The sequence below is a fragment of the Staphylococcus epidermidis genome (assembly GCF_006742205.1).
Lineage (GTDB): Bacteria > Bacillota > Bacilli > Staphylococcales > Staphylococcaceae > Staphylococcus > Staphylococcus epidermidis.
In genome coordinates this window covers 2101698-2123295 of record NZ_AP019721.1, presented here as the reverse complement: position 1 = coordinate 2123295, position 21598 = coordinate 2101698, and the positions used below count along the sequence as shown (strand labels likewise).

Below are 21598 nucleotides of genomic sequence, written 5' to 3'. Positions count from 1 at the left end.
TGGTACAATAAAGTGAATGTGTGAGGTGAAACGATGTTAACTGAAGAAAAAGAGGATTATTTGAAAGCAATTTTGACTAATGATGGCGACGTGTCCTTTGTATCAAATAAAAAACTATCGCAATTTTTAAATATCAAACCACCATCAGTAAGTGAAATGGTAGGGCGTTTAGAAAAGGAAGGCTATGTTGAAACAAAACATTATAAAGGTGCCCGTTTAACTGAAGAAGGGTTAAAGCAAACGTTAGACATCATAAAACGACATCGATTACTAGAATTATTTTTAATAGAAATTTTACAATATAATTGGGAAGAGGTTCATCAAGAAGCTGAAATACTTGAACATCGGATATCAGATTTATTTGTAGAGCGTTTAGATAAGATTTTAAATTTTCCGAAAACATGCCCTCATGGAGGCGTCATTCCTAGAGGTGATCAATATAAAGAAATTTTTACTACGTCAATTCTTAATTTTGAACCTGGAGAACGTGTTACTGTACGACGAGTTCGTGATAAGACAGAGTTGTTAGTTTACTTATCAAGTAAGGATATTTATATTGGAAATACAGTTGAAATTGTATCCAAAGATGATACCAATAAGGTTATTATTCTTAAGAGGAATGATATTGTAACAATTTTAAGCTATGAAAATGCGATGAATATTTTTGCAGAAAAATAAACGATAAAAAGAGCCTAGGATTAATTTCCTAGGCATTTTTAAGATATTGGCATTTAGTGAAAGGATTTAAAGTGTGTTTGTAATAAGCGTTTTAAGTCACTGTCTCTTTGTTAGAATGTGCTTACTAATTCAATGTACATGATGATAAAATCTATTTATCGTATTTATAGTATTGTGTATTTGATTAATAAATACACAGTATAGAGATTGAATAATATCCACACTAAACTAAAGATAAAGGTGGGTACTCGAGTAACTTTCGTTAAAGCACTGCCATCCCAAGAAGGTTTAGGTCGTTGAAAGGTAAGACGAAAAATCGTCCATGAGGATTGTAATATTTCACCTAAAAGTACGCCTAAAATAAAATGGTAACTTAATGTGACAATGTCGTAAATGAACCATTGATGGTCTTGTTTAAATACTAAATAGAGTAAACTTGAGATGAGTATAATGACAATCAAAGGTGATAGTTTACGGGAAGTAATAAACAAATAATATATAAAAATAAATAAATATATAGTAATAAATATACTTGGATATTGATAGTGAATAGATACCAATCCAGTTAAAAACATCAATGGTGGCATAAGATACCCACCTATAGTTGTAATAAACTGACCTAAGTATCCTTTAGATTGTGTAATCGCATAGCCTTGTTGTGAAGTGACTTTTCTTTCTCTAGGGCTTGTCACAATGACAAGATCTTTGGCCTTTCCACCAGCGAGTTTGTTAAATAAGACGTGGCCAAATTCGTGTGTAAGTACCGGTATATAATTTAAATAAATATCTAAGAAAGCGTTAACACCTTTATTTCTATAATAGTGGATGATTACGTAAAGCAGTCCAATAACTAAAATAAGATAGATATTTAATTGGATAGTTGTAGTAATAAAATTTTGTAAATAAATCATGAGTGAACCTCGTATTTCTTTAAGTTAAAATCATCTTTATTTAATTATATATGAAAAGACTGTGGATATCCTTTAGACTTTAGATGTAAATGATTAGAAAATATTTTTTGTTTAAATTTTCATGTGTTAAAATAATTTATGCATTTTAAACGTGTTGTAAAGTGGGGATTGAATATGTATCAAAACCAAAGAATAAAAGATAAAATTAACATATTAGGTGTAAATTTTGATAATACTACAATGCTGGAAATGTTAGAAAATATTAAACAATTCATATCTAGCAATACAGATGATAATTTATTTATAGTGACTGCTAATCCTGAAATCGTGGATTATGCAACTGAACATGAGCTATATAGAAATTTAATTAATCAAGCTGATTATGTAGTTCCAGATGGTACAGGAATAGTAAAAGCTTCAAAGCGATTAAAACAGCCCTTAAAACGGCGTGTGCCAGGAATAGAACTTCTTGAAGAATGTCTGAAAATAGCACATGTCAGCCATCAGCGCGTATATCTGCTTGGATCTAAAAATGAAATTGTTGAGACAGCAGAGAAAAAGCTTCAATCTCAATACCCTAATATCCACTTTGCACATCATCATGGCTATATTCATCTAGAAGATGAAACAGTCATAAAACGTATAACAAGTTTTAATCCCGATTACATTTTTGTAGGAATGGGATTTCCAAAGCAAGAACAATGGATTCAAAAGCATAAGGACAAGTTTAAGCACACTGTAATGATGGGCGTAGGTGGGTCGTTTGAAGTATTCAGTGGCTCAAAGAAAAGAGCACCTCAAATATTTAGAAAGTTAAATATTGAGTGGGTATATCGTGTACTTATTGATTGGAAACGTATTGGGAGAATGATAAGTATTCCTAAATTTATGTTAAAGGTAGCAATACAAAAATATAAAATGAAATCAAAATAAGAGAAAAAAAGGGAGGCAATCAATTCGGATGAATTTTATTGCACTCCCTTAATGTTTAAGTTTTACTTTCTTCAAATTTATTTTACGACAAAACGTGACTCATCTAATTTATTTCTAAATTCCTTTTGTTCTGCTTTAGATTTTTTCTTAAAAGTTTTAAGAAACGCCTCATAATCAGGTAATACTTCTTCAAGTTCGCCGAATTCTTTTAGTTTACCGCCCTCAATCCAAGCGATTTTTGTACAAAATTCACGCACTTGTCTAATATTATGACTAACAAAAAATATTGTTTTTTTAGCCGCTTTAAATTCATAAATTTTATCTAAACATTTTTGAGTAAATGTTTGATCGCCTACTGATAATGCTTCGTCAATAACTAATATGTCAGGATTAACAGTAATATTAATTGAAAATCCAAGTTTTGCACGCATACCACTTGAATATTTTTTAACAGGTTGATAAATAAATTCGCCGAGTTCACTAAATTCTATAATTTCCGGCATTAATTTTTTAATTTCTTTTCTTTTAAAGCCCATGCAGAGCATTTTAAATTCAATATTTTCTACACCTGTCAATTGTCCATTTAGTCCTGCATTAATAGCGATGACACTCACATCACCATGTCTCGTTATTTCACCGGAACTTGGTGAAATAGAGCCACCAATCATATTACTTAAAGTAGACTTACCTGAACCGTTGATGCCGACTAAGCCTATCACATCTCCCTCATGCGCTGTTAAACTTACGTTATCCAGAGCGTAAAATGTTTTATTTTTGTTTTTAGGTATTAATGCATCTTTAATTCTATCTTTATTATTTCTATAGATACGGTATTCTTTTGTTAAATTTTCAATATTTACCGAAACGCTCATTTTTGTACCTTCCTTATAAACATTTATATAGATTATAATATACAACACATCAGTTGTTAAATTTATTAACCTAGTGTAAAGTGAATAGAAGATTTTGTTGAAAATAAATTTAACACAGTGAGTGAAGAAAGTGATTCATTTTCTAAAATTAAATCTTACACGAAATTTCTAACAATTTTTAACTGAATTGATTGTATAATATAATGAGCTTATGATAAACAGTTAAATGTTATTATTTAAGAATGGACTCAATGAATCAAATTAAAGAGAAACTATTAATGATTTACAATAGATAGATAATCTATTATAGGAGAAAGCGTGGTTAAGTTTAATGTTCGCAGTTGGAACGGTTTTAAAAGAACATATTAAAAACTTCTATTTAATTCAAAGACTAGCACAATTCCAAATTAAAATTACCAATCATAATAACTATCTAGGTATTGCATGGGAAGTGTTGAATCCTGCTTTACAAATCATGGTGTATTGGCTTGTTTTTGGTTTAGGAATTAGAAGCAATGCACCTATACACGGCATTCCGTTTGTATTTTGGTTGTTAGTTGGTATAAGTATGTGGTTCTTTATTAATCAAGGTGTCTTAGAAGGAACTAAATCAATCTCACAGAAATTCAATCAAGTGGCAAAGATGAATTTCCCACTCTCAATCATTCCTACTTATATTGTAACAAGTAGGTTCTATGGTCATTTAGGATTATTAGCAATTATTATAATAGCTTGTATGTTCAATGGAATTATCCCTTCAATTCACATTGTACAATTACTTATATATGTACCTTTTGCATATTTGCTAACATCGTCGGTGGCACTTTTAACATCCACTTTGGGGATTTTAATTAGAGATACGCAGATGATTATGCAAGCATTAATGAGAATATTGTTTTATATGTCTCCAATTTTATGGGTGCCAAAAAATCACGGCGTAAGTGGTTTGATTCATCAAATTATGTTATTTAATCCAGTATATTTTATCGCAGAATCATACCGAGCAGCGATATTGTTCCATCAATGGTATTTCATAGATCATTGGAAGTTAATGCTATATAACGTTATTATCATTCTCTTATTCTTTATAGTAGGTTCTATTTTACATAGACGCTATAGAGATCACTTTGCGGACTTCTTGTAAAAGTGTCAATCAAGAGGGTTCTATTAACGATTTACCATAAAACGAATTAATATTTAACTTATTATCAAAGATTTAGTTTATTTATTAAAAGAAATTATAATAATTGTTTGTTAGAAATATTTCAAATTTAATATACGCTATATTGACGTTATGAGTTAGGACAATGGATTCAAGATGAATTCGTAGTCCTACTTTTTTTATAATATCGAGACTCCTAGTAGAATTTTTGAGTGAATTAAAAATTATTTGCTTTTATTTTCTTTGAAAGTAAGTATCGTTTATAATTTGATATAATGATTGGAAATTTAAAGATGGTGAAAAAATGAGATTGATAATTAAAAAGATTTATATCATAGCTATTGTGCTTTTAAATATGGTTTTTAAACCGTTTAATGTAAATTCGAAGCACATTGTGATAATGATGACCTTTAAGCAAGATATACTGCCTATTATAGAGGCCTTATGTAGTGAAGGATACCATGTGACGGTTATAGGTAAAAAAATATATCAGAAAGATATTAATAACATTAATCATGCATATTTTATACCTGCCGGAAATAAATATATTATGAGACATATGAAAGTATTAAGTAAAGCAAAGATTATTATTTTAGATACGTATTATTTAATGATGGGTGGCTATCAGAAGAAAAAAGGGCAAACTGTTATTCAAACATGGCATGCTGCTGGTGCGCTTAAAAATTTTGGCTTAACTGATCATCAAGTTGATTTAAAAAATAAGGCTATGGTAAGACAATACAAAAAAGTTTATGATGCTACCGATTATTATTTGGTAGGTGGGGAGAAAATGGCTCAATGTTTTATACAATCGTTTGATGCATCTCCATCGCAAATGTTAAAGTTTGGACTTCCAAGACTGACCCAATACTTTAGAAGCAATCTTAAGTTAGAACAACAACGATTAAAAAAGAAATATCATATTACAAATAAACTCGCAGTATATGTTCCGACTTATAGAGAAGGTCAAGTAGCACAACGTACTATTGATAAAGAAAACTTTGAACGGCACTTGCCGAATTATACGTTATTGAGTCATTTGCATCCTTCGACTGTTGATTGTCAAACTTCTCATTCAATCGACGTTACTTCATTGTTAATTATGGCGGATATTATTATAAGTGATTATAGCTCATTACCTATTGAAGCAAGCGCACTTAATAAACCGACACTTATTTATAATTATGATGAACAGCAATATGAAAAAGTAAGAGGATTGAATGAATTTTATTATGCTATTCCAGAACGATACAAAATGAGTAATGAAGAGTCAATTATACAAGCGATACAGGATAACGATGAGCAATTTCAATCTTTATTTAATGATTGGCATCAATATAACTCAAAAGATAGTCTTAACCAGTTAGTTCATTTTATTAATAAGTTGGTGAAATAATGAAATTAGCAATAATTATTCCAGTGTATAACGCTGAAGAAACGATTAAACGTGCTATACTCTCAGTTGATACTAGTGTGCCTTATGAGATTATTTGTATCAATGATGGTTCAACTGATCAAACACAACATGTACTTACAGAATTACAACAAAAACATCCACACATTAAAGTCATTCATCAGAGTAATCAAGGAGCAGCTCGAAGTAGAAATGTTGGCTTAGAAGCTATGTCTGAAGATGTTGATGCATTTTTATTTTTAGACGCAGATGATGAGTTTTTACCTAGTAGGATTGATTTAATGGTGAATGCTTTTAATAAAAACAAAGAAACCGATGTTGTTATCGGTCAAATGGCAAGAGATGTTAACGGCGAATGGCAAGTCATTTCGACCCATCAATCTATGGTAAAAGATGCGATTGTCACACTTGATCGTAAACCGGATATTTTACAATCGATAGGACCTGGAGCAAAATTATTTAGCTCGAAGTATGCTGGATTACGTTTTGATGAAGATGTCGTTTTCTGTGAAGAGCATACCTTTATTGTCAAAGCGTTCTCTAAAGCGCGAGATATTCAACTTATACCTAACATTGTATATGGCTATAATGAGAGAGAAGGATCAGTAACAGCGCAACGTGCTGATACATTCTTACCTTATATGAGTGATGCGTTAAAAGTTCGTCAACGCGTGATGGAATTACTATTATTATTAGACGAAAAAATCTACTATAGTTATCGAATGGATAACCTCATAGTAAGTTACTTAATACAGGCACATTTAAAGAAAAATAACAAAATAACGCAATCTTTGCTTGAAAGTGTTATAGAGTATATGAAAGCTATGCAGCATACACATTACTCGGGAGAGGCTATGTTTCGAATTGTTAGAGCTGTTGAACAGAGTGCAACACATTGGACAAAGCCTTTATACTTACAATGGAAAAAGGCACTTAGTGAGGTTGGAATTGGCAGACCAGGCTTAATTCGTTTTAAACTTCAAGTTATACCTAAAAAGATATCCTTTTCTGGTAAAGAATCACTAAAAAGAATTTTTAAAAAATAACTTTTCTTTGAAGTAAGTTTTAAATTTATTTATGTTTAGTATCTAATATAGTATTAATGGCATGGTCAAAATATTTATGATACATTAAGATTATAAATTTTTATTAAATTTTTAGTTAAGGAGAATTTCGTATCATGAAAAGAGTCATTACTTATGGTACATATGACTTGCTTCATTATGGTCATATTGAATTACTTAGAAGAGCTCGTGAGATGGGGGATTATCTTATCGTTGCGCTTTCTACTGATGAATTCAACCAAATCAAAAACAAAAAATCATATTATGATTATGAACAACGTAAGATGATGTTAGAGTCTATTAGATACGTAGACTTAGTTATCCCTGAAGAAGGATGGGGACAGAAAGAAAAAGATGTTGATCGTTTTGATGTTGATGTATTTGTGATGGGTCATGATTGGGAAGGGGAGTTTGACTTCCTTAAAGATAAGTGTGAAGTCATTTATCTTAACCGCACAGAAGGTATCTCAACTACCAAAATCAAGCAAGAATTATACGGAAAAGATACAAAATAACTAAGAGTATTTATGACACTATTGAACATTTAATCTTGAAAATAGAGATAAGAAAGAATTGTTCTTTAAATCAATGTGACTAGAGTTGGAAAAGGTTGATATAAACTTATTTTTATCTAGTCATCGATTGTCAATATGTAAATGAAACCTGAGATAATGGTAGATGTCTCAGGTTTTATATTTAAAATCAAACATTCTGTAATTCGAGATGCCTATATATTATTTAATAAAGGTGAAGACATAAATCTATAAGAACAGCAGTAAGATATTATTTAATGAGAAAATATCTTGCTGCTTTTTTCTATTTTGATAATTTATTAACCTCGTCTTTCACGAATGTGTGGGTGTAAATGCATTGTATTTGGTGGATGCTACTATTCAAAAGTTTTATGGCAAAGATTATGTTTTAAGGTGTGGTTTGACAGCTATTATATTACGAATAGAAATTCTTTTAGAATACATCAATCGACAGTTTATTTTGTATCAATAAAGTCATAAAACATTTACATGATAGTGAGTTTGATAAATTGAATCACCATATTGATGTCACGTATTATCATTTTTAAATATTGTTAAATTTCATCACATACATTTTAATATTTTTAGATTTTGTGTGCAGCTGATTCGGATAAAATCGATTATTCGTAGAAATGTTGTATCATAGTAAATATTTCGTTAGTGTTTTTTTAACACAGAAAGGTGACAGAAAATAAAAATAGATGACGTGCAATTTTTTGTACTAATAAATAATCTTTTGCGTGTGTTCTGATAAAAAATGTTATAATATCAACTACGAAGAACATAGTTACGTACATGAGAAGTTGAATGTTAAAATTACATAGTTTGCAACATTTTGGGTGTCATATAAATTTGCTTAAAAGACTGATAAATAAGCAATCATTATATATCTTGTGATTTGGGATGAAATGAACTTTTACAAGATTAAGCAAGATCAAATATGAATATAAAGACGAGGTATAACTATGAAAGAACAAAACCCTTTGTTTTTCTTATTTAAAAGACTCTCATGGCCATATGGGTTAATCATTGCAGCGGTTATCATTACTTCGTTGGGAAGTTTAAGTGGTTTATTAGTACCATTATTCACCGGGCGTTTAGTTGATAAATTTTCCGTCAGTAGTATTAATTGGGGAATGATAGCTATATTTGGCTCGATTTTCTTAGTTAATGCATTGCTTAGCGGTATAGGCCTATATTTGTTAAGTAAAATTGGTGAAAAGATTATTTATGCGATTCGTTCATTATTGTGGGAACATATTATTCAATTAAAAATGCCGTTCTTTGATAAAAATGAAAGTGGCCAATTAATGAGTCGTCTAACAGATGATACAAAAGTGATTAATGAATTTATTTCACAAAAGCTACCTAATTTATTGCCTTCTGTTTTAACTTTAATAGGTTCATTAGTCATGCTATTTATCATGGATTGGAAATTAACTTTATTAACATTTATTACTATTCCTGTATTTATTTTAATCATCGTTCCTTTGGGACGTGTGATGCAAAAAATATCTACCAATACGCAATCTGAAATTGCGAACTTCAGTGGATTATTAGGTAGAGTGCTTACCGAAATGCGTTTAGTTAAAGTATCTAATACTGAGCGTTTAGAGTTAGATAATGCGCATACAAATCTTAAAAAAATATATAGATTAGGATTAAAACAGGCTAAAATATCAGCAGTCGTACAGCCCATTTCTGGTGTTGTTATGCTATTAACTATTGCGATTATTTTAGGTTTTGGTGCATTAGAAATAGGTACTGGAGCAATTACTCCTGGAACACTTATAGCTATGATATTTTATGTAATCCAGTTATCTATGCCACTGATTAACTTATCGACACTAGTTACGGATTATAAAAAAGCTGTGGGTGCGAGCAGTCGTATATATGAAATTATGCAAGAGCCTATTGAACCTACTGAAGCTTTATCAGAATCTAAAGACGTTACGATCATCGACGGCGAATTAGTATTTGAGCACGTGGATTTTAAATATGACGTTAAAAAGATTTTGGAAGATGTGTCATTTAGTATTCCACAAGGTGAAGTGAGCGCGTTTGTAGGACCTTCTGGTTCAGGTAAAAGTACGATTTTTAATTTAATTGAGCGCATGTATGATATTGAACGTGGAGATATTAAATACGGTAATCAAAGTATTTTTGATATTCCACTTTCAAAGTGGCGCACAAAAATTGGTTATGTTATGCAATCTAATTCGATGATGAGTGGAACGATAAGAGATAATATTTTATATGGTATTAATAGAAAAGTTGATGATGAAGAGTTAATAGAGTATGCTAAACTAGCTAATTGTCATGATTTTATTATGCAGTTTGACGAAGGTTACGACACGATGGTTGGTGAGCGTGGACTCAAATTATCAGGTGGTCAACGACAAAGGATAGATATCGCTAGAAGTTTTGTTAAAAATCCTGATATTTTGTTATTAGACGAGGCGACAGCGAACCTAGATAGCGAAAGTGAATTGAAAATTCAAGAAGCACTTGAAACACTTATGGAAGGCAGAACTACTGTAGTCATTGCTCATCGACTTTCAACTATAAAAAAAGCTGGTCAAATTGTATTTATTGATAAAGGTGAAGTTACCGGTAAGGGAACGCATCATGAATTGATGGCAAGTCATGATAAATACAGACATTTTGTTACATCTCAAAAATTATCAGATTAATATTAACCACGCCCTAATTAATGAGTGGAAGGGCGTGGTTTTTTATATAAGTTTTGTAAAAATGTCATTTTAACCCTATTTTTCACGTGGTATAATAACTTTTGTAAGATTAAAAGAACTTTTGGGGTTTGCACAGAAATATAGTACGTAAAACAAACGCTTTCATTTTTTTGTTGTTCATCATTGTTCATCATTAACAAAATACATAGAATGACATATTGATAGTCTTACAGGATTGCATAATCAATGCATGAAAGTATAAAAATACATATAGGTAGGTGCCAAATGTTTTTATTAGTTAATATCATTGGATTATTTATTTTCCTAGGTATAGGAGTTATTTTCTCTAGAAATAGGAAGAATATACAATGGAAATCTATTTTTATTTTGGTTATTTTGAATTTGTTTTTAGCTTGGTTCTTTATATATTTTCCATGGGGAAGAGCAGGGGTTAAAGGAGCAGCTAACGGTATAGCATGGGTTATAGAATCCGCACATGAGGGTACCGGATTTGCATTTAAAAGCTTCACGTCTAATAAAATGATGGACATGGCGGTAAGCGCGCTCTTCCCTATTTTATTAGTTGTACCATTATTTGACATTCTTATGTACTTTAATATACTTCCAAAAATCATTGGCGGTATTGGTTGGGTACTTGCTAAAGTTACACGCCAACCTAAGTTTGAATCATTTTTTGGTGTTGAAATGATGTTCTTAGGTAATACTGAAGCTCTTGCAGTTTCTAGTGAACAACTTAAACGAATGAATGAAATGCGGGTACTAACTATTGCGATGATGTCTATGAGTTCAGTTTCAGGAGCAATTGTGGGCGCTTATGTGCAAATGATACCTGGAGAACTTGTATTGACGGCAATTCCACTTAATATTATTAACGCAATTATAGTTTCTTGTATTTTGAATCCTGTATCAGTTGAAGAACAAGAAGATGTCGTGTATAGCATTAAAGATCACCAAACTGAAAGACAACCATTTTTCTCATTTCTTGGAGATTCAGTTTTAGCAGCTGGAAAGCTTGTATTAATTATCATTGCATTTGTCATTAGCTTTGTAGCTTTGGCTGACTTAATTGATAGATTGATTCATTTAATCACACATCTTATTGCAAATGGTATTGGTGTCAAAGGTAGCTTTGGTCTTGATCAAATCTTAGGCGTTTTCATGTATCCATTTGCTTTACTATTAGGTTTACCGTTTAATGAAGCGTGGGAAGTAGCACAACAAATGGCGAAGAAAATTGTAACAAACGAATTTGTTGTGATGGGGGAAATTTCTAATCAAGTCAATGCGATGACGCCTCATCATAGAGCAGTTATATCAACATTTTTAGTTTCTTTTGCAAACTTTTCAACTATTGGAATGATTATAGGTACATTGAAAGGTATTGTTGATAAGAAAACGTCGGATTTCGTTTCCAAATATGTACCGATGATGTTGTTAGCAGGAATTTTAGTATCCTTACTTACTGCTGCATTTGTTGGATTATTTGCTTGGTAATTTACTTTTAAGATTTTTAATTAATATAGGCACGCTACTCATCCTATTTTGTAATTAGATGAGTCGTGTGCTTTTTAATTTTGTAGAAAGCTGACGAATTGATTTGCGAATCTCTAAAATGATAAAAACCAAGCATAAAAGTGAGGAGACACTTTTTATACTTGGCTTTTATGGGAAATGAATATTAATGTACTTGTAACGGTAAGGACTAGGTACTGTCACAGTACTTCGAGCAAAATTTGTTTTGTTACTATAAACAACACAAAGGAGATAACTTCTCTTTCAAGAAGTTAAAATTATTATAGCAGACCTAGGAGTATAAGTAAATTAAAAATTCAGAATATTTAAATTTATTCAAAATCAGATGTATTGAATTCCCACTTTAGTACGCTTAAGATGACATATATTTATAATTACGAATATATGATATGTGAATTTGTTTTTTTAAATCATATAGTTATTTGAAATTTTATTGTAGTAAGTAGTTATCTTATGCTAACATTTTAATAATTAAACAAAGTTTTAGGGGTGATTGAGTGAATAAAACTATCAGAGATATCATTTTAGTTATGATAGGTTCATTTATTTTCTCTGCAGGTATCAATGCATTTGTTATTTCAGGGAATTTGGGTGAGGGTGGTGTCACTGGTATAGCCATCGTATTATATTATGCTTTTCATATTTCACCGGGAATAACCAATTTCGTTTTAAATGCTATTTTAATTATTGTGGGTTATAAATATTTGAGTAAACGTAGTACATATTTAACAATTTTTGCTACAGTACTCATTTCAATCTTTCTAGGTTTAACTGAAACATGGCATGTAGAAACTGGGAATGTTGTGATTAATGCTGTGTTCGGTGGGACTTGTGTTGGTTTAGGAATTGGTATTATCGTTTTAGCAGGGGGAACAACCGCTGGAACGGTTATTCTTGCGAGAATTGTTAATAAATATTTAGATATTAGTACGCCTTACGCTTTGTTATTCTTTGACCTTATCGTTGTGCTTATTTCATTGACAGAAATTCCTTTAGTGAAGTGCTTAGTTACAGTTATGTCTTTATATATAGGTACAAAAGTGATGGAATTTGTTATAGAAGGATTAAATACTAAAAAGGCAATGACTATTATATCTAGTCGCCCTAATGAGGTAGCAAAAGCTATTGATCAGCAAGTTGGAAGAGGATTAACAATATTAAATGGACACGGTTATTACACTAGAGAAGAAAAAGATGTACTTTACGTAGTCATCTCTAAAACACAAGTATCTCGTGCTAAACGAATCATCAAAAATATTGACGAAAATGCCTTTTTAGTTATTCATGACGTTCGTGATGTATATGGTAATGGTTTTTTGTTAGATGAGTAAAATATCAATATATTATAAAGTTAAAAAGTTGTTAAAATGTAAGGCACTTTTTTAAATGAAGTCTAAAATGATTGCTTAGTTAAAGTCATTTTGGGCTTTTTATTATCATACTGTTCTCTACTTATTTATTAAGGACAGTACTACTCGCTTAATTTACTACTACTCATTTACGAATATAATATATAACCTAGTGAAAATAATTGTTAGTCATAATATAGAAGAGATGTTATAATAAAAACTGTGATAATGATTATCAATTACAAGTTTGTGACTGATAATGAGTGAATAACTTAATTAATAACAATGTTTTTACTATATATAAAGCAAGATTTTAGAGAATGAAAGTAGGGGAATTATTATGAGTCGTTTAAGTGGTGAACAAGTGAAAATTGGCTACGGTGATTCTACGATTATTAATAATTTGGATGTCGCAATTCCTGATGGAAAGGTTACTTCTATTATTGGACCTAACGGGTGTGGGAAATCAACTTTATTGAAAGCGTTATCTAGACTATTGTCAATTAAAGAAGGTAAAATTAATTTGGATGGTAAGAGTATTCATGCCACATCCACGAAAGAAATAGCTAAAAAAATAGCAATTTTACCACAATCACCAGAGGTCCCAGATGGACTTACTGTAGGAGAACTTGTTTCTTATGGGCGTTTTCCACATCAAAAAGGATTTGGTCGTTTAACTGCAGAAGATAAAAAAGAAATTGATTGGGCATTGTCAGTTACAGGTACAAGTGAATTTCGTCATCGTACTATAAATGATTTAAGTGGTGGACAAAGACAACGCGTGTGGATTGCAATGGCACTAGCCCAACGTACTGATATTATTTTCTTAGATGAACCTACAACTTATTTAGATATTTGTCATCAATTAGAAATATTAAATTTAGTCAAAAAGCTCAACGAAGAAGAAGGTTGCACTATTGTGATGGTTTTACATGACATTAATCAAGCAATTCGCTTCTCAGATCATCTCATTACGATGAAAGCTGGAGATATTGTTGCTACTGGTCAAACTGATGAAGTGTTAACTAAGGACATTTTAGAAAAGGTATTTAATATTGATGGTGTTTTAGATATAGATCCGAGAACAGGGAAACCAATTTTAGTTACTTACGATTTATTCTGTCAGACGTATTCGTGATTCAATGAATACAGTCTTATTGATAAGATATGATAATAAAAAATGCTCAAAATGATAATTGTTTTGAGCATTTTTTTATATCATAACCATAGTTTGAATAATTTTATCACGTGAACCACAATAATTTTTAAAGTTCACCATTTATACATTTATTATTGTTATAATAAGACGTATACATATAAAGAAAAGATGTTTGAAAATATATTGTAATTTTACGATACAAAACGTTGAGTATCATTTTTTAAATGAAATTTAAAGGTAATTATGGTATTATAATAATAATTGCTATATAAAATCTGGACAATAGGAGGACATTGCCATGCAACATCTTATAAAAAAACATGTATTGAATGGCGAGTTTGAACTAGTTAGACAGTTAATGTCCGAAACAGATTTTATGGAATTTGAAGAAGCATACATCTCTAGTGCTCATGAAGTAGAGAGTATGATGTTTTATACATGTATTCTAGATATGATTAAGGTAGAAGAATCATCAGAATTACATGATTTAGCATTCCTTTTACTTGTTTATCCTTTAAGTGAATATGAGGGCGCACTAGATTCAGCTTATTATCATGCAGATTCTTCCATAAAACTTACTGACGGAAATGAAGTGAAGAGTTTATTACAAATGTTATTGCTTCATGCTATTCCTGAGCCAGTTATTTCGGATAAAAAAGCGTTTGATGTCGCTAAACGAATTCTAAAACTCGATCCAAGTAATAATGTTGCACGAAATGTACTTAAAGATACAGCAAAACGTATGGATAATGTAGTTGTAGACATTAATGAATTGAACAATCAAAGAGATGCACGCTAAAAAATGAGTTATAGTCGCTCAAGTTTATTGAAACTTTTGCGACTATTTTTTTATACATGATTACGTTTGATTATACATTTTTATTTATATTGATTCCTGAAAAATCGTTTTCTAAAATGATTAAAAATACAGAATAGCTAAATTTATACATTTTTTTAGGGTTGCAATAAAAAGTCAGTACGTTATAATTCTCACTGTGCAACTCTAAGGAGGTAAATATTCACATGGGGCTGAATAAAGAAGCTATAAAAATTGGTTTTGCCTATGTCGGCATTGTTGTCGGCGCAGGATTTTCAACAGGACAAGAAGTGATGCAATTTTTCACACCATTTGGTTTATGGTCATATATTGGAGTGATTATCTCAGGATTTATACTTGGATTCATAGGAAGACAAGTAGCTAAGATAGGTACTGCATTTGAAGCGAAAAATCACGAGTCCACATTGCAATATGTGTTTGGAAAAAAATTTAGTAAAGTTTTTGATTATATTCTTGTCTTTTTCTTATTTGGTATAGCTGTCACTATGATAGCCGGATCAGGTTCTACTTTTGAGCAAAGTTTTGGAATTCCTACTTGGTTAGGCGCATTAATCATGACAGTTTTGATTTACTTAACATTATTATTAGATTTTAATAAAATTGTAAGAGCTTTAGGACTAGTTACACCATTTTTAATCATAATGGTTATTCTTATTGCTGTGTTTTACCTATTTACAGGTAGTATTTCATTAGGGGAAGTAAACAGTGCTATGCCTGAAACGAGTGCTTGGAAAGGTATCTTTTGGGGATTAGTATACGGCGGATTAGCCTTTGCTGTAGGATTTAGTACGATAGTAGCTATCGGCGGTGATGCGTCTAAGCGAAGAGTTTCAGGTGCAGGAGCAATGTTTGGTGGTGTGCTATACGCTATCCTACTTGCGTTAATTAACTTCTCGCTTCAAACAGAATATTCAAAAATTAAAGATGTGGCAATACCTACGCTTAACCTAGCGAAAGGTATACATCCATGGTTAGGTCTTGTACTCACAGTCATTATGTTAGCTGTGATGTACAACACGATTTTAGGTCTTTGTTATTCTTTTGCAGCGCGTTTCACAGAACCTTATAGTAAAAAATACCATATATTCATTATTATCATGATGGTGATGGCATTTATTTTAAGTTTCGTAGGATTCGCTGATTTAATCAATGTCTTATACAAATTTATGGGTATTGTCGGATTATTTATTGTAGTAGCAGTATTGATTAAATATTATAAACGTAAAAAAGATGATGAAGAGCATATCGCGTAATCATTGCTTCACACTTTTATGATTAAAAATGTTTATTTTAATCGTGAGAAGTTTAAGGTTAAAAAATACATGAACAAGTATATATGTTCATCCGAGTTGACTAAGTTAAAGATGCACGCTTATATTAAATAATTTTAAATTGAGTCAGCTTTGAGGGGTGGGACTTCGAATTCATCAAAATGGATTCTGTCCTACCCCTTTGTTTAATTATATCGATATTTGTTTTATTATATTAATAGCAAGACAAGTAGAGTAATTATTTGAAAGGGTTAGCCATGATGAAAGAAAAGCTAAAATGGATATGGATAACAACACTAATCATACTTGTTGTCTCACTTATATTGGCTTTTAATTTGAAGAGTCATTATAACCATGTTCATGATAAACAGAAGAGCAAGACAAATGTTCAAATTAATAACAAAAATGTAAAATTATATAGAGATATCTCATATGGTAAAGGTATACCCAACAGCAAATTAGACATTATTACCCCAGCTGATATGAGCAATGATACGAAATTACCGGTAATTTTTTGGATGCATGGTGGAGGATTTATCGCTGGAGACAAACAATATAAAAATCAATTATTGTCAAAAGTTGCAGAACAAGGATACATCATTGTCAATGTAAATTATGCGTTAGCTCCGCAATATAAATATCCAACGCCGCTAGTACAACTCAATCAAGCTGTAAAGTTTATAAAAGAGAATAAGCATGAGTTACCTATTGATTTTGATCAAGTTGTTATTGGGGGAGACTCTGCTGGCGCTCAGTTAACTAGTCAATATGTAGCTATGCAAACCAATGAAGACTTGAGAGATGAAATGCATTTTGAACAGCAGTTCAAGCCTTCACAAATAAAGGCTGCTGTATTTTTTGGTGGTTTTTATAATATGAAAACCGTTAAAGCAACTGAGTTTCCGAGAATACAATTATTTATGAAAAGTTATACTGGAACAAGTCATTGGGAAACAGATTTTAAAAACTTATCTCAAATGTCAACGCTCAATCAAGTGACTCACGAATACCCACCGACATTTCTTTCGGTTGGTGACGCTGATCCTTTTTATAGTCAAAATAAAGAATTTGCGCAAGGTTTGAAAACAGAAAATATTCCAGTAGATACATTATTCTATGATGGTTCGCATCACTTACATCATCAATATCAATTTCATCTAGATAAACCGGAATCAAAAGAGAATATCAAAAAAGTACTGCTATTTTTAAGTCGAAACACATCATCTTCTGGAGTGGAGAGTAACGAGTCATCACAAAATCAGCCAACTCAAAATACTAATGAAGTATCCTTATACCCTTTTGATTCTTAAGTTTATTAAACATGTATTTCAATGGATTCGTGCATTGAAGTACGTCATTGCGAGGAGTACTGTATATGTTCTGAGAATACGATTGTATAATTAAATACCATAACTACATTAAAGAGATTTCATTCAAATTCAATGTGCAATGACTATCAGCATCAAACAATCCCAAAGTCAGTTATCTTTGTAATTTCTGTAAGAAATTCTACTCTGAATTATTGATATAGTAAGCTTGACATAAATACATTTTTAATCCAGTCATCGACTGAAAGCATATTAAAATGCTCAAGACAATATTGTGCACCCCAAAAGCTAGACTAAATTTTAGCTTTTGGGGTGCGTTTTTATAATTAAACAGTATAAATTTGATTTTAAAATTAAAGTAATTTAAGAATAATTCAAAGATATACGAAGTGATGATGCAGTAGATTCATAATAAGTAAAGAATAAATAATCTTAAACTTATAAGTAGTAAAGATAATTTAAATACGCCTCAATATGAGAGACGTATGATGATATTATTTAATATTTTAAATATGTGGTAAAATTTATAGTGACATACTTAGTTAATTTAATATTTTAGCCATTACATATTCGTTATAATATTTTTGGTTTATAAAAAGCTTATCTTTAAGTTCACCTTCGATTTGAAAGCCCATGCCTTTAAACAATTCTATTGCGTTAATGTTTTCAGTAACAACCGTAGCTTCAATACGTCGAATATGATGATTTAAAGCCCATGCTTCAATTCTATTGATAAGTGCTTGTCCAATACCTTGATGTTGGTAATATTCTCTAACACCAAGGTACACCACAGCTTCGTGCTGTGTACGTTCATAAGTTTCAGTATTAACAAATACGTATCCAACAAGTTGCTCATCACTTTCAGCGACATATATTGCTTTGGTAGGTGAGGTGATGTATTTTTCTAAGTGTTGACTTGCGGAAGATATCGTTGGTGAATATTCACCTGGATTGTAGAATGTAAATTCTGATTCATCATATATTTGGCTTAATAGGCTGATAAAGTTTTCAACGTCTTTAATACTAATTTCACGAATGAGATGTGTCATATCAACACTCCTGTTTTGTTAAATCAATTGTCTTCCTTATTATAGTACACTTTACATAATTACGCTTGATATGAAATTATCTAAAAGAAAGTTTAGGAGTTGATATTTATGAAGCCTAAAGTATTGTTAGCAGGTGGCACCGGCTATATTGGTAGATATTTAAGTCGAGTCATTGAACATGATGCTCAATTATTTGCTTTATCTAAATATCCCAAACCTGACAAAGGATCTACGAACAAAATCACATGGTTAAAACGCGATATATATAATCATAAAGATGTAGTTGAAGCTATGAAAGGTATAGACATTGCGGTATATTATTTAGATCCAACTAAACATTCTGCTAAATTAACACATGCAACAGCACGAGATTTAAACTTTATAGCGGCAGATAACTTTGGTAGAGCTGCATCAATAAATAAGCTGAAAAAGATTGTGTATATTCCGGGGAGCCGTCATGATAATGAAGCTATTGAACGTTTAGGCGCTTATGGCGTACCAGTTGATTGTACGGATGTTGAAGTGAAACGTCCTCATATTAACGTAGAATTACAAACAGCTAAATATGATGATGTTCGAACAGCGATGAAGATGATTTTACCAAAGAAATGGACGCTCAATCAACTTGTAGACTATTTTAGTAGGTGGTTAGATGAGACAAAAGGAACTTTTGTACATACTCAAAAACAAGATCATCACTACATCATTTACAATAGGAACATTAAAAGACCTTTAGCTATTTTCAAAATGGTTAATACAACAGAAGATATAATTACATTACATCTTGTTGATGGTAAATTGATGAAACCTAAATCAAAGAAGCAAGCAAAATTAGAATTTAGACTTCTTAAAGGAACACGTTTAATTATGGTTCATTTATACGATTATATCCCTAGATTATTTTGGCCAATTTACTATTTCATACAAGCACCGATTCAAGGACTTCTTATGAGAGGTTTTGAAATTGATTGTAGAATTAAGCATTATCAAGGTCGCATTCAATCAGGTGAGAAGATTAAATATACTAAATAATATATTAGGTGATTCGTTATGCAAATATTATTAGTCGAAGACGATAATACGCTTTTTCAAGAATTAAAAAAGGAATTAGAACAATGGGATTTTAATGTCGTTGGTGTCGAAGATTTTAGTCATGTGATGGAGACATTTGAAACATTTAATCCAGAAATAGTTATTTTGGATGTTCAATTACCGAAATACGATGGGTTTTATTGGTGTCGAAAAATGAGACAACAGTCGAACGTTCCTATTTTATTTTTATCATCAAGAGATAATCCAATGGATCAAGTGATGAGTATGGAACTTGGTGCAGATGATTATATGCAAAAACCATTTTATACAAACGTCTTAATTGCTAAGCTACAAGCTATTTATAGACGCGTTTATGAATTTGGAGTTGAAGAAAAGAGAACGTTAAGTTGGCAAGACGCTACTGTGGATTTATCAAAAGATAGTATTCAAAAAGATGATAAAACTATCTTTTTGTCTAAAACAGAGATGATTATTTTAGAGATGTTAATCAATAAACGTAATCAAATCGTGACACGAGACACTCTCATTACTGCTTTGTGGGATGATGAAGCTTTTGTTAGTGATAATACTTTAACAGTTAATGTTAATAGATTAAGAAAAAAATTATCAGAAATTGACATGGATAGTGCAATTGAAACCAAAGTTGGTAAAGGATACTTAGCTCATGAATAATTTTCGATGGTTTTGGTTTTTTATAAAATCTCGTATTAATTGGATATTGTGGATATTATTTCTCAACATTATTTTATTAGGTGTTGCCTACATAGATTATGAGATTTCAGTTGAAAGTGTATTTTATATAGTGATATTAAACGTAGGATTGAGTATACTTTTCTTATTATTTACGTTTGTTAAAGAAGTCCGTCTATCTAAACATTTTTATGAAGATAAAGAAATTGAAGAAATTAAGCATAAAGATTTGGCAGAAACCCCATTTCAACAACAAGTCATAGATTATCTGTATCGTCATATAGCCGCTCAAAAAGAGAAAGTAGTCGAACAACAATTACAAATTAAAAATCATGAACAAACAATTACAGAGTTTGTTCATGATATAAAAACACCTGTTACGGCTATGAAATTATTGATAGATCAAGAGAATGATGATCAGCGTAAGCGAGCGTTATTATTTGAATGGTCTCGTATTAATGAGATGTTAGATAAGCAATTATATTTAACAAGGCTTGAAACACATCATCGTGATATGTATTTTGATTATATTTCATTAAAGAGAATGGTTATAGATGAAATACAAGTTACTCGACATATCAGTCAGGCAAAAGGGATAGGTTTTGAATTAGATTTTAAAGACGAACAAAAGGTTTATACAGATGTTAAATGGTGCCGTATGATGATTAGGCAAGTTCTATCTAACTCTTTGAAATATAGTGATAATTCTACAATAAATTTAAGTGGTTATAACATAGAAGGACACGTTGTTTTAAAAATTAAAGACTACGGTCGTGGAATTAGTAAAAGAGATTTACCACGTATATTTGATAGAGGATTTACTTCTACAACAGACCGCAACGATACTGCGTCTTCTGGTATGGGATTATACCTTGTACAAAGCGTGAAAGAACAACTTGGGATTGAAGTTAAAGTTGATTCAATAGTGGGGAAAGGAACAACGTTTTATTTCATTTTCCCACAACAAAATGAAATCATTGAGCGCATGTCTAAAGTGACAAGATTGTCATTTTAAACGTGCGTTTTGTTACTTACTATTATCACAAT

The 21598-nt window shown here is 31.1% G+C and carries 19 protein-coding genes; 16 read left to right on the top strand and 3 right to left on the bottom strand.

The window, feature by feature from the left end:
• Positions 1–33: 33 nt before the first annotated feature.
• The gene (locus tag FNL83_RS10405; RefSeq protein WP_001832139.1) at positions 34–678 is read left to right on the top strand and encodes a metal-dependent transcriptional regulator; all 645 of its coding nucleotides are present in this window, start codon (positions 34–36) and stop codon (positions 676–678) included.
• Positions 679–842: 164 nt separating this feature from the next.
• On the opposite strand, the gene FNL83_RS10400 is transcribed toward FNL83_RS10405, so the two are convergent.
• Positions 843–1589: a M50 family metallopeptidase gene (locus FNL83_RS10400; protein WP_001832096.1), complete on the bottom strand. Its 747-nt coding sequence runs from the start codon at positions 1587–1589 to the stop codon at positions 843–845.
• A gap of 174 nt (positions 1590–1763) precedes the next feature.
• Here FNL83_RS10400 and tarA point away from each other — a divergent pair, with 174 nt between their 5' ends.
• The gene (tarA, locus tag FNL83_RS10395; RefSeq protein WP_002494339.1) at positions 1764–2522 is read left to right on the top strand and encodes an N-acetylglucosaminyldiphosphoundecaprenol N-acetyl-beta-D-mannosaminyltransferase TarA; all 759 of its coding nucleotides are present in this window, start codon (positions 1764–1766) and stop codon (positions 2520–2522) included.
• A 77-nt stretch (positions 2523–2599) separates the two neighbouring features.
• Here the strand turns inward: tarA and tagH are convergent, their stop codons facing one another.
• Positions 2600–3394 carry a teichoic acids export ABC transporter ATP-binding subunit TagH gene (gene tagH / locus FNL83_RS10390; protein ID WP_001832071.1) on the bottom strand — a complete coding sequence of 265 codons (795 nt, stop codon included), beginning with the start codon at positions 3392–3394 and terminating at the stop codon, positions 2600–2602.
• Between the two features lie 331 nt (positions 3395–3725).
• Here tagH and FNL83_RS10385 point away from each other — a divergent pair, with 331 nt between their 5' ends.
• The 11 genes from FNL83_RS10385 (at position 3726) to FNL83_RS10320 (ending at position 17741) form a co-directional block, all read left to right on the top strand.
• A complete protein-coding gene (locus FNL83_RS10385; RefSeq protein WP_001832041.1) occupies positions 3726–4538 on the top strand; it encodes an ABC transporter permease in 813 nt (270 codons plus the stop codon).
• A 322-nt stretch (positions 4539–4860) separates the two neighbouring features.
• Positions 4861–5952: a teichoic acid glycerol-phosphate primase TarB gene (gene tarB, locus FNL83_RS10380; protein WP_001832991.1), complete on the top strand. Its 1092-nt coding sequence runs from the start codon at positions 4861–4863 to the stop codon at positions 5950–5952.
• On the top strand, positions 5952–7016 hold the full coding sequence (locus FNL83_RS10375; RefSeq protein WP_001832059.1) for a glycosyltransferase family 2 protein: 1065 nt from the start codon (positions 5952–5954) through the stop codon (positions 7014–7016). Before tarB ends, FNL83_RS10375 begins: the two co-directional genes overlap by 1 nt.
• A gap of 134 nt (positions 7017–7150) precedes the next feature.
• Complete coding sequence (gene tagD, locus FNL83_RS10370; RefSeq protein ID WP_001833002.1) at positions 7151–7549, top strand: glycerol-3-phosphate cytidylyltransferase; 399 nt, start codon at positions 7151–7153, stop codon at positions 7547–7549.
• Positions 7550–8532: 983 nt separating this feature from the next.
• Complete coding sequence (locus tag FNL83_RS10355) at positions 8533–10260, top strand: ABC transporter ATP-binding protein (protein WP_001832157.1); 1728 nt, start codon at positions 8533–8535, stop codon at positions 10258–10260.
• 285 nt (positions 10261–10545) lie between these two features.
• Positions 10546–11775, top strand: a complete 1230-nt coding sequence (locus FNL83_RS10350; RefSeq protein ID WP_002493541.1) for a NupC/NupG family nucleoside CNT transporter — start codon at positions 10546–10548, stop codon at positions 11773–11775.
• A gap of 536 nt (positions 11776–12311) precedes the next feature.
• Complete coding sequence (locus FNL83_RS10340) at positions 12312–13145, top strand: YitT family protein (RefSeq protein WP_001832123.1); 834 nt, start codon at positions 12312–12314, stop codon at positions 13143–13145.
• 358 nt (positions 13146–13503) lie between these two features.
• Entirely contained in the window at positions 13504–14301 is a 798-nt protein-coding gene (locus FNL83_RS10335; RefSeq protein WP_001832050.1) for an ABC transporter ATP-binding protein, read from the top strand.
• 319 nt (positions 14302–14620) lie between these two features.
• Entirely contained in the window at positions 14621–15121 is a 501-nt protein-coding gene (locus tag FNL83_RS10330) for a hypothetical protein (protein ID WP_001832127.1), read from the top strand.
• A gap of 224 nt (positions 15122–15345) precedes the next feature.
• A complete protein-coding gene (locus FNL83_RS10325; protein ID WP_001832177.1) occupies positions 15346–16413 on the top strand; it encodes a YkvI family membrane protein in 1068 nt (355 codons plus the stop codon).
• A gap of 278 nt (positions 16414–16691) precedes the next feature.
• Positions 16692–17741 carry an alpha/beta hydrolase gene (locus FNL83_RS10320; protein ID WP_002438830.1) on the top strand — a complete coding sequence of 350 codons (1050 nt, stop codon included), beginning with the start codon at positions 16692–16694 and terminating at the stop codon, positions 17739–17741.
• Between the two features lie 560 nt (positions 17742–18301).
• Here FNL83_RS10320 and FNL83_RS10315 read toward each other — a convergent pair.
• Positions 18302–18808 carry a GNAT family N-acetyltransferase gene (locus FNL83_RS10315; RefSeq protein ID WP_001832115.1) on the bottom strand — a complete coding sequence of 169 codons (507 nt, stop codon included), beginning with the start codon at positions 18806–18808 and terminating at the stop codon, positions 18302–18304.
• Between the two features lie 108 nt (positions 18809–18916).
• Here FNL83_RS10315 and graX point away from each other — a divergent pair, with 108 nt between their 5' ends.
• The 3 genes from graX to graS are packed head-to-tail and all read left to right on the top strand — an operon-like array spanning position 18917 to position 21566.
• Positions 18917–19840, top strand: coding sequence for an auxiliary protein GraX/ApsX (graX, locus tag FNL83_RS10310; RefSeq protein ID WP_001832033.1), 924 nt, complete (start codon positions 18917–18919; stop codon positions 19838–19840).
• Positions 19841–19858: 18 nt separating this feature from the next.
• The gene (gene graR, locus FNL83_RS10305) at positions 19859–20533 is read left to right on the top strand and encodes a response regulator transcription factor GraR/ApsR (protein WP_001832046.1); all 675 of its coding nucleotides are present in this window, start codon (positions 19859–19861) and stop codon (positions 20531–20533) included.
• Positions 20526–21566, top strand: coding sequence for a histidine kinase GraS/ApsS (gene graS / locus FNL83_RS10300; RefSeq protein WP_002438833.1), 1041 nt, complete (start codon positions 20526–20528; stop codon positions 21564–21566). The genes graR and graS overlap by 8 nt, the downstream gene beginning before the upstream one ends.
• The last annotated feature ends 32 nt before the right edge of the window (positions 21567–21598 follow it).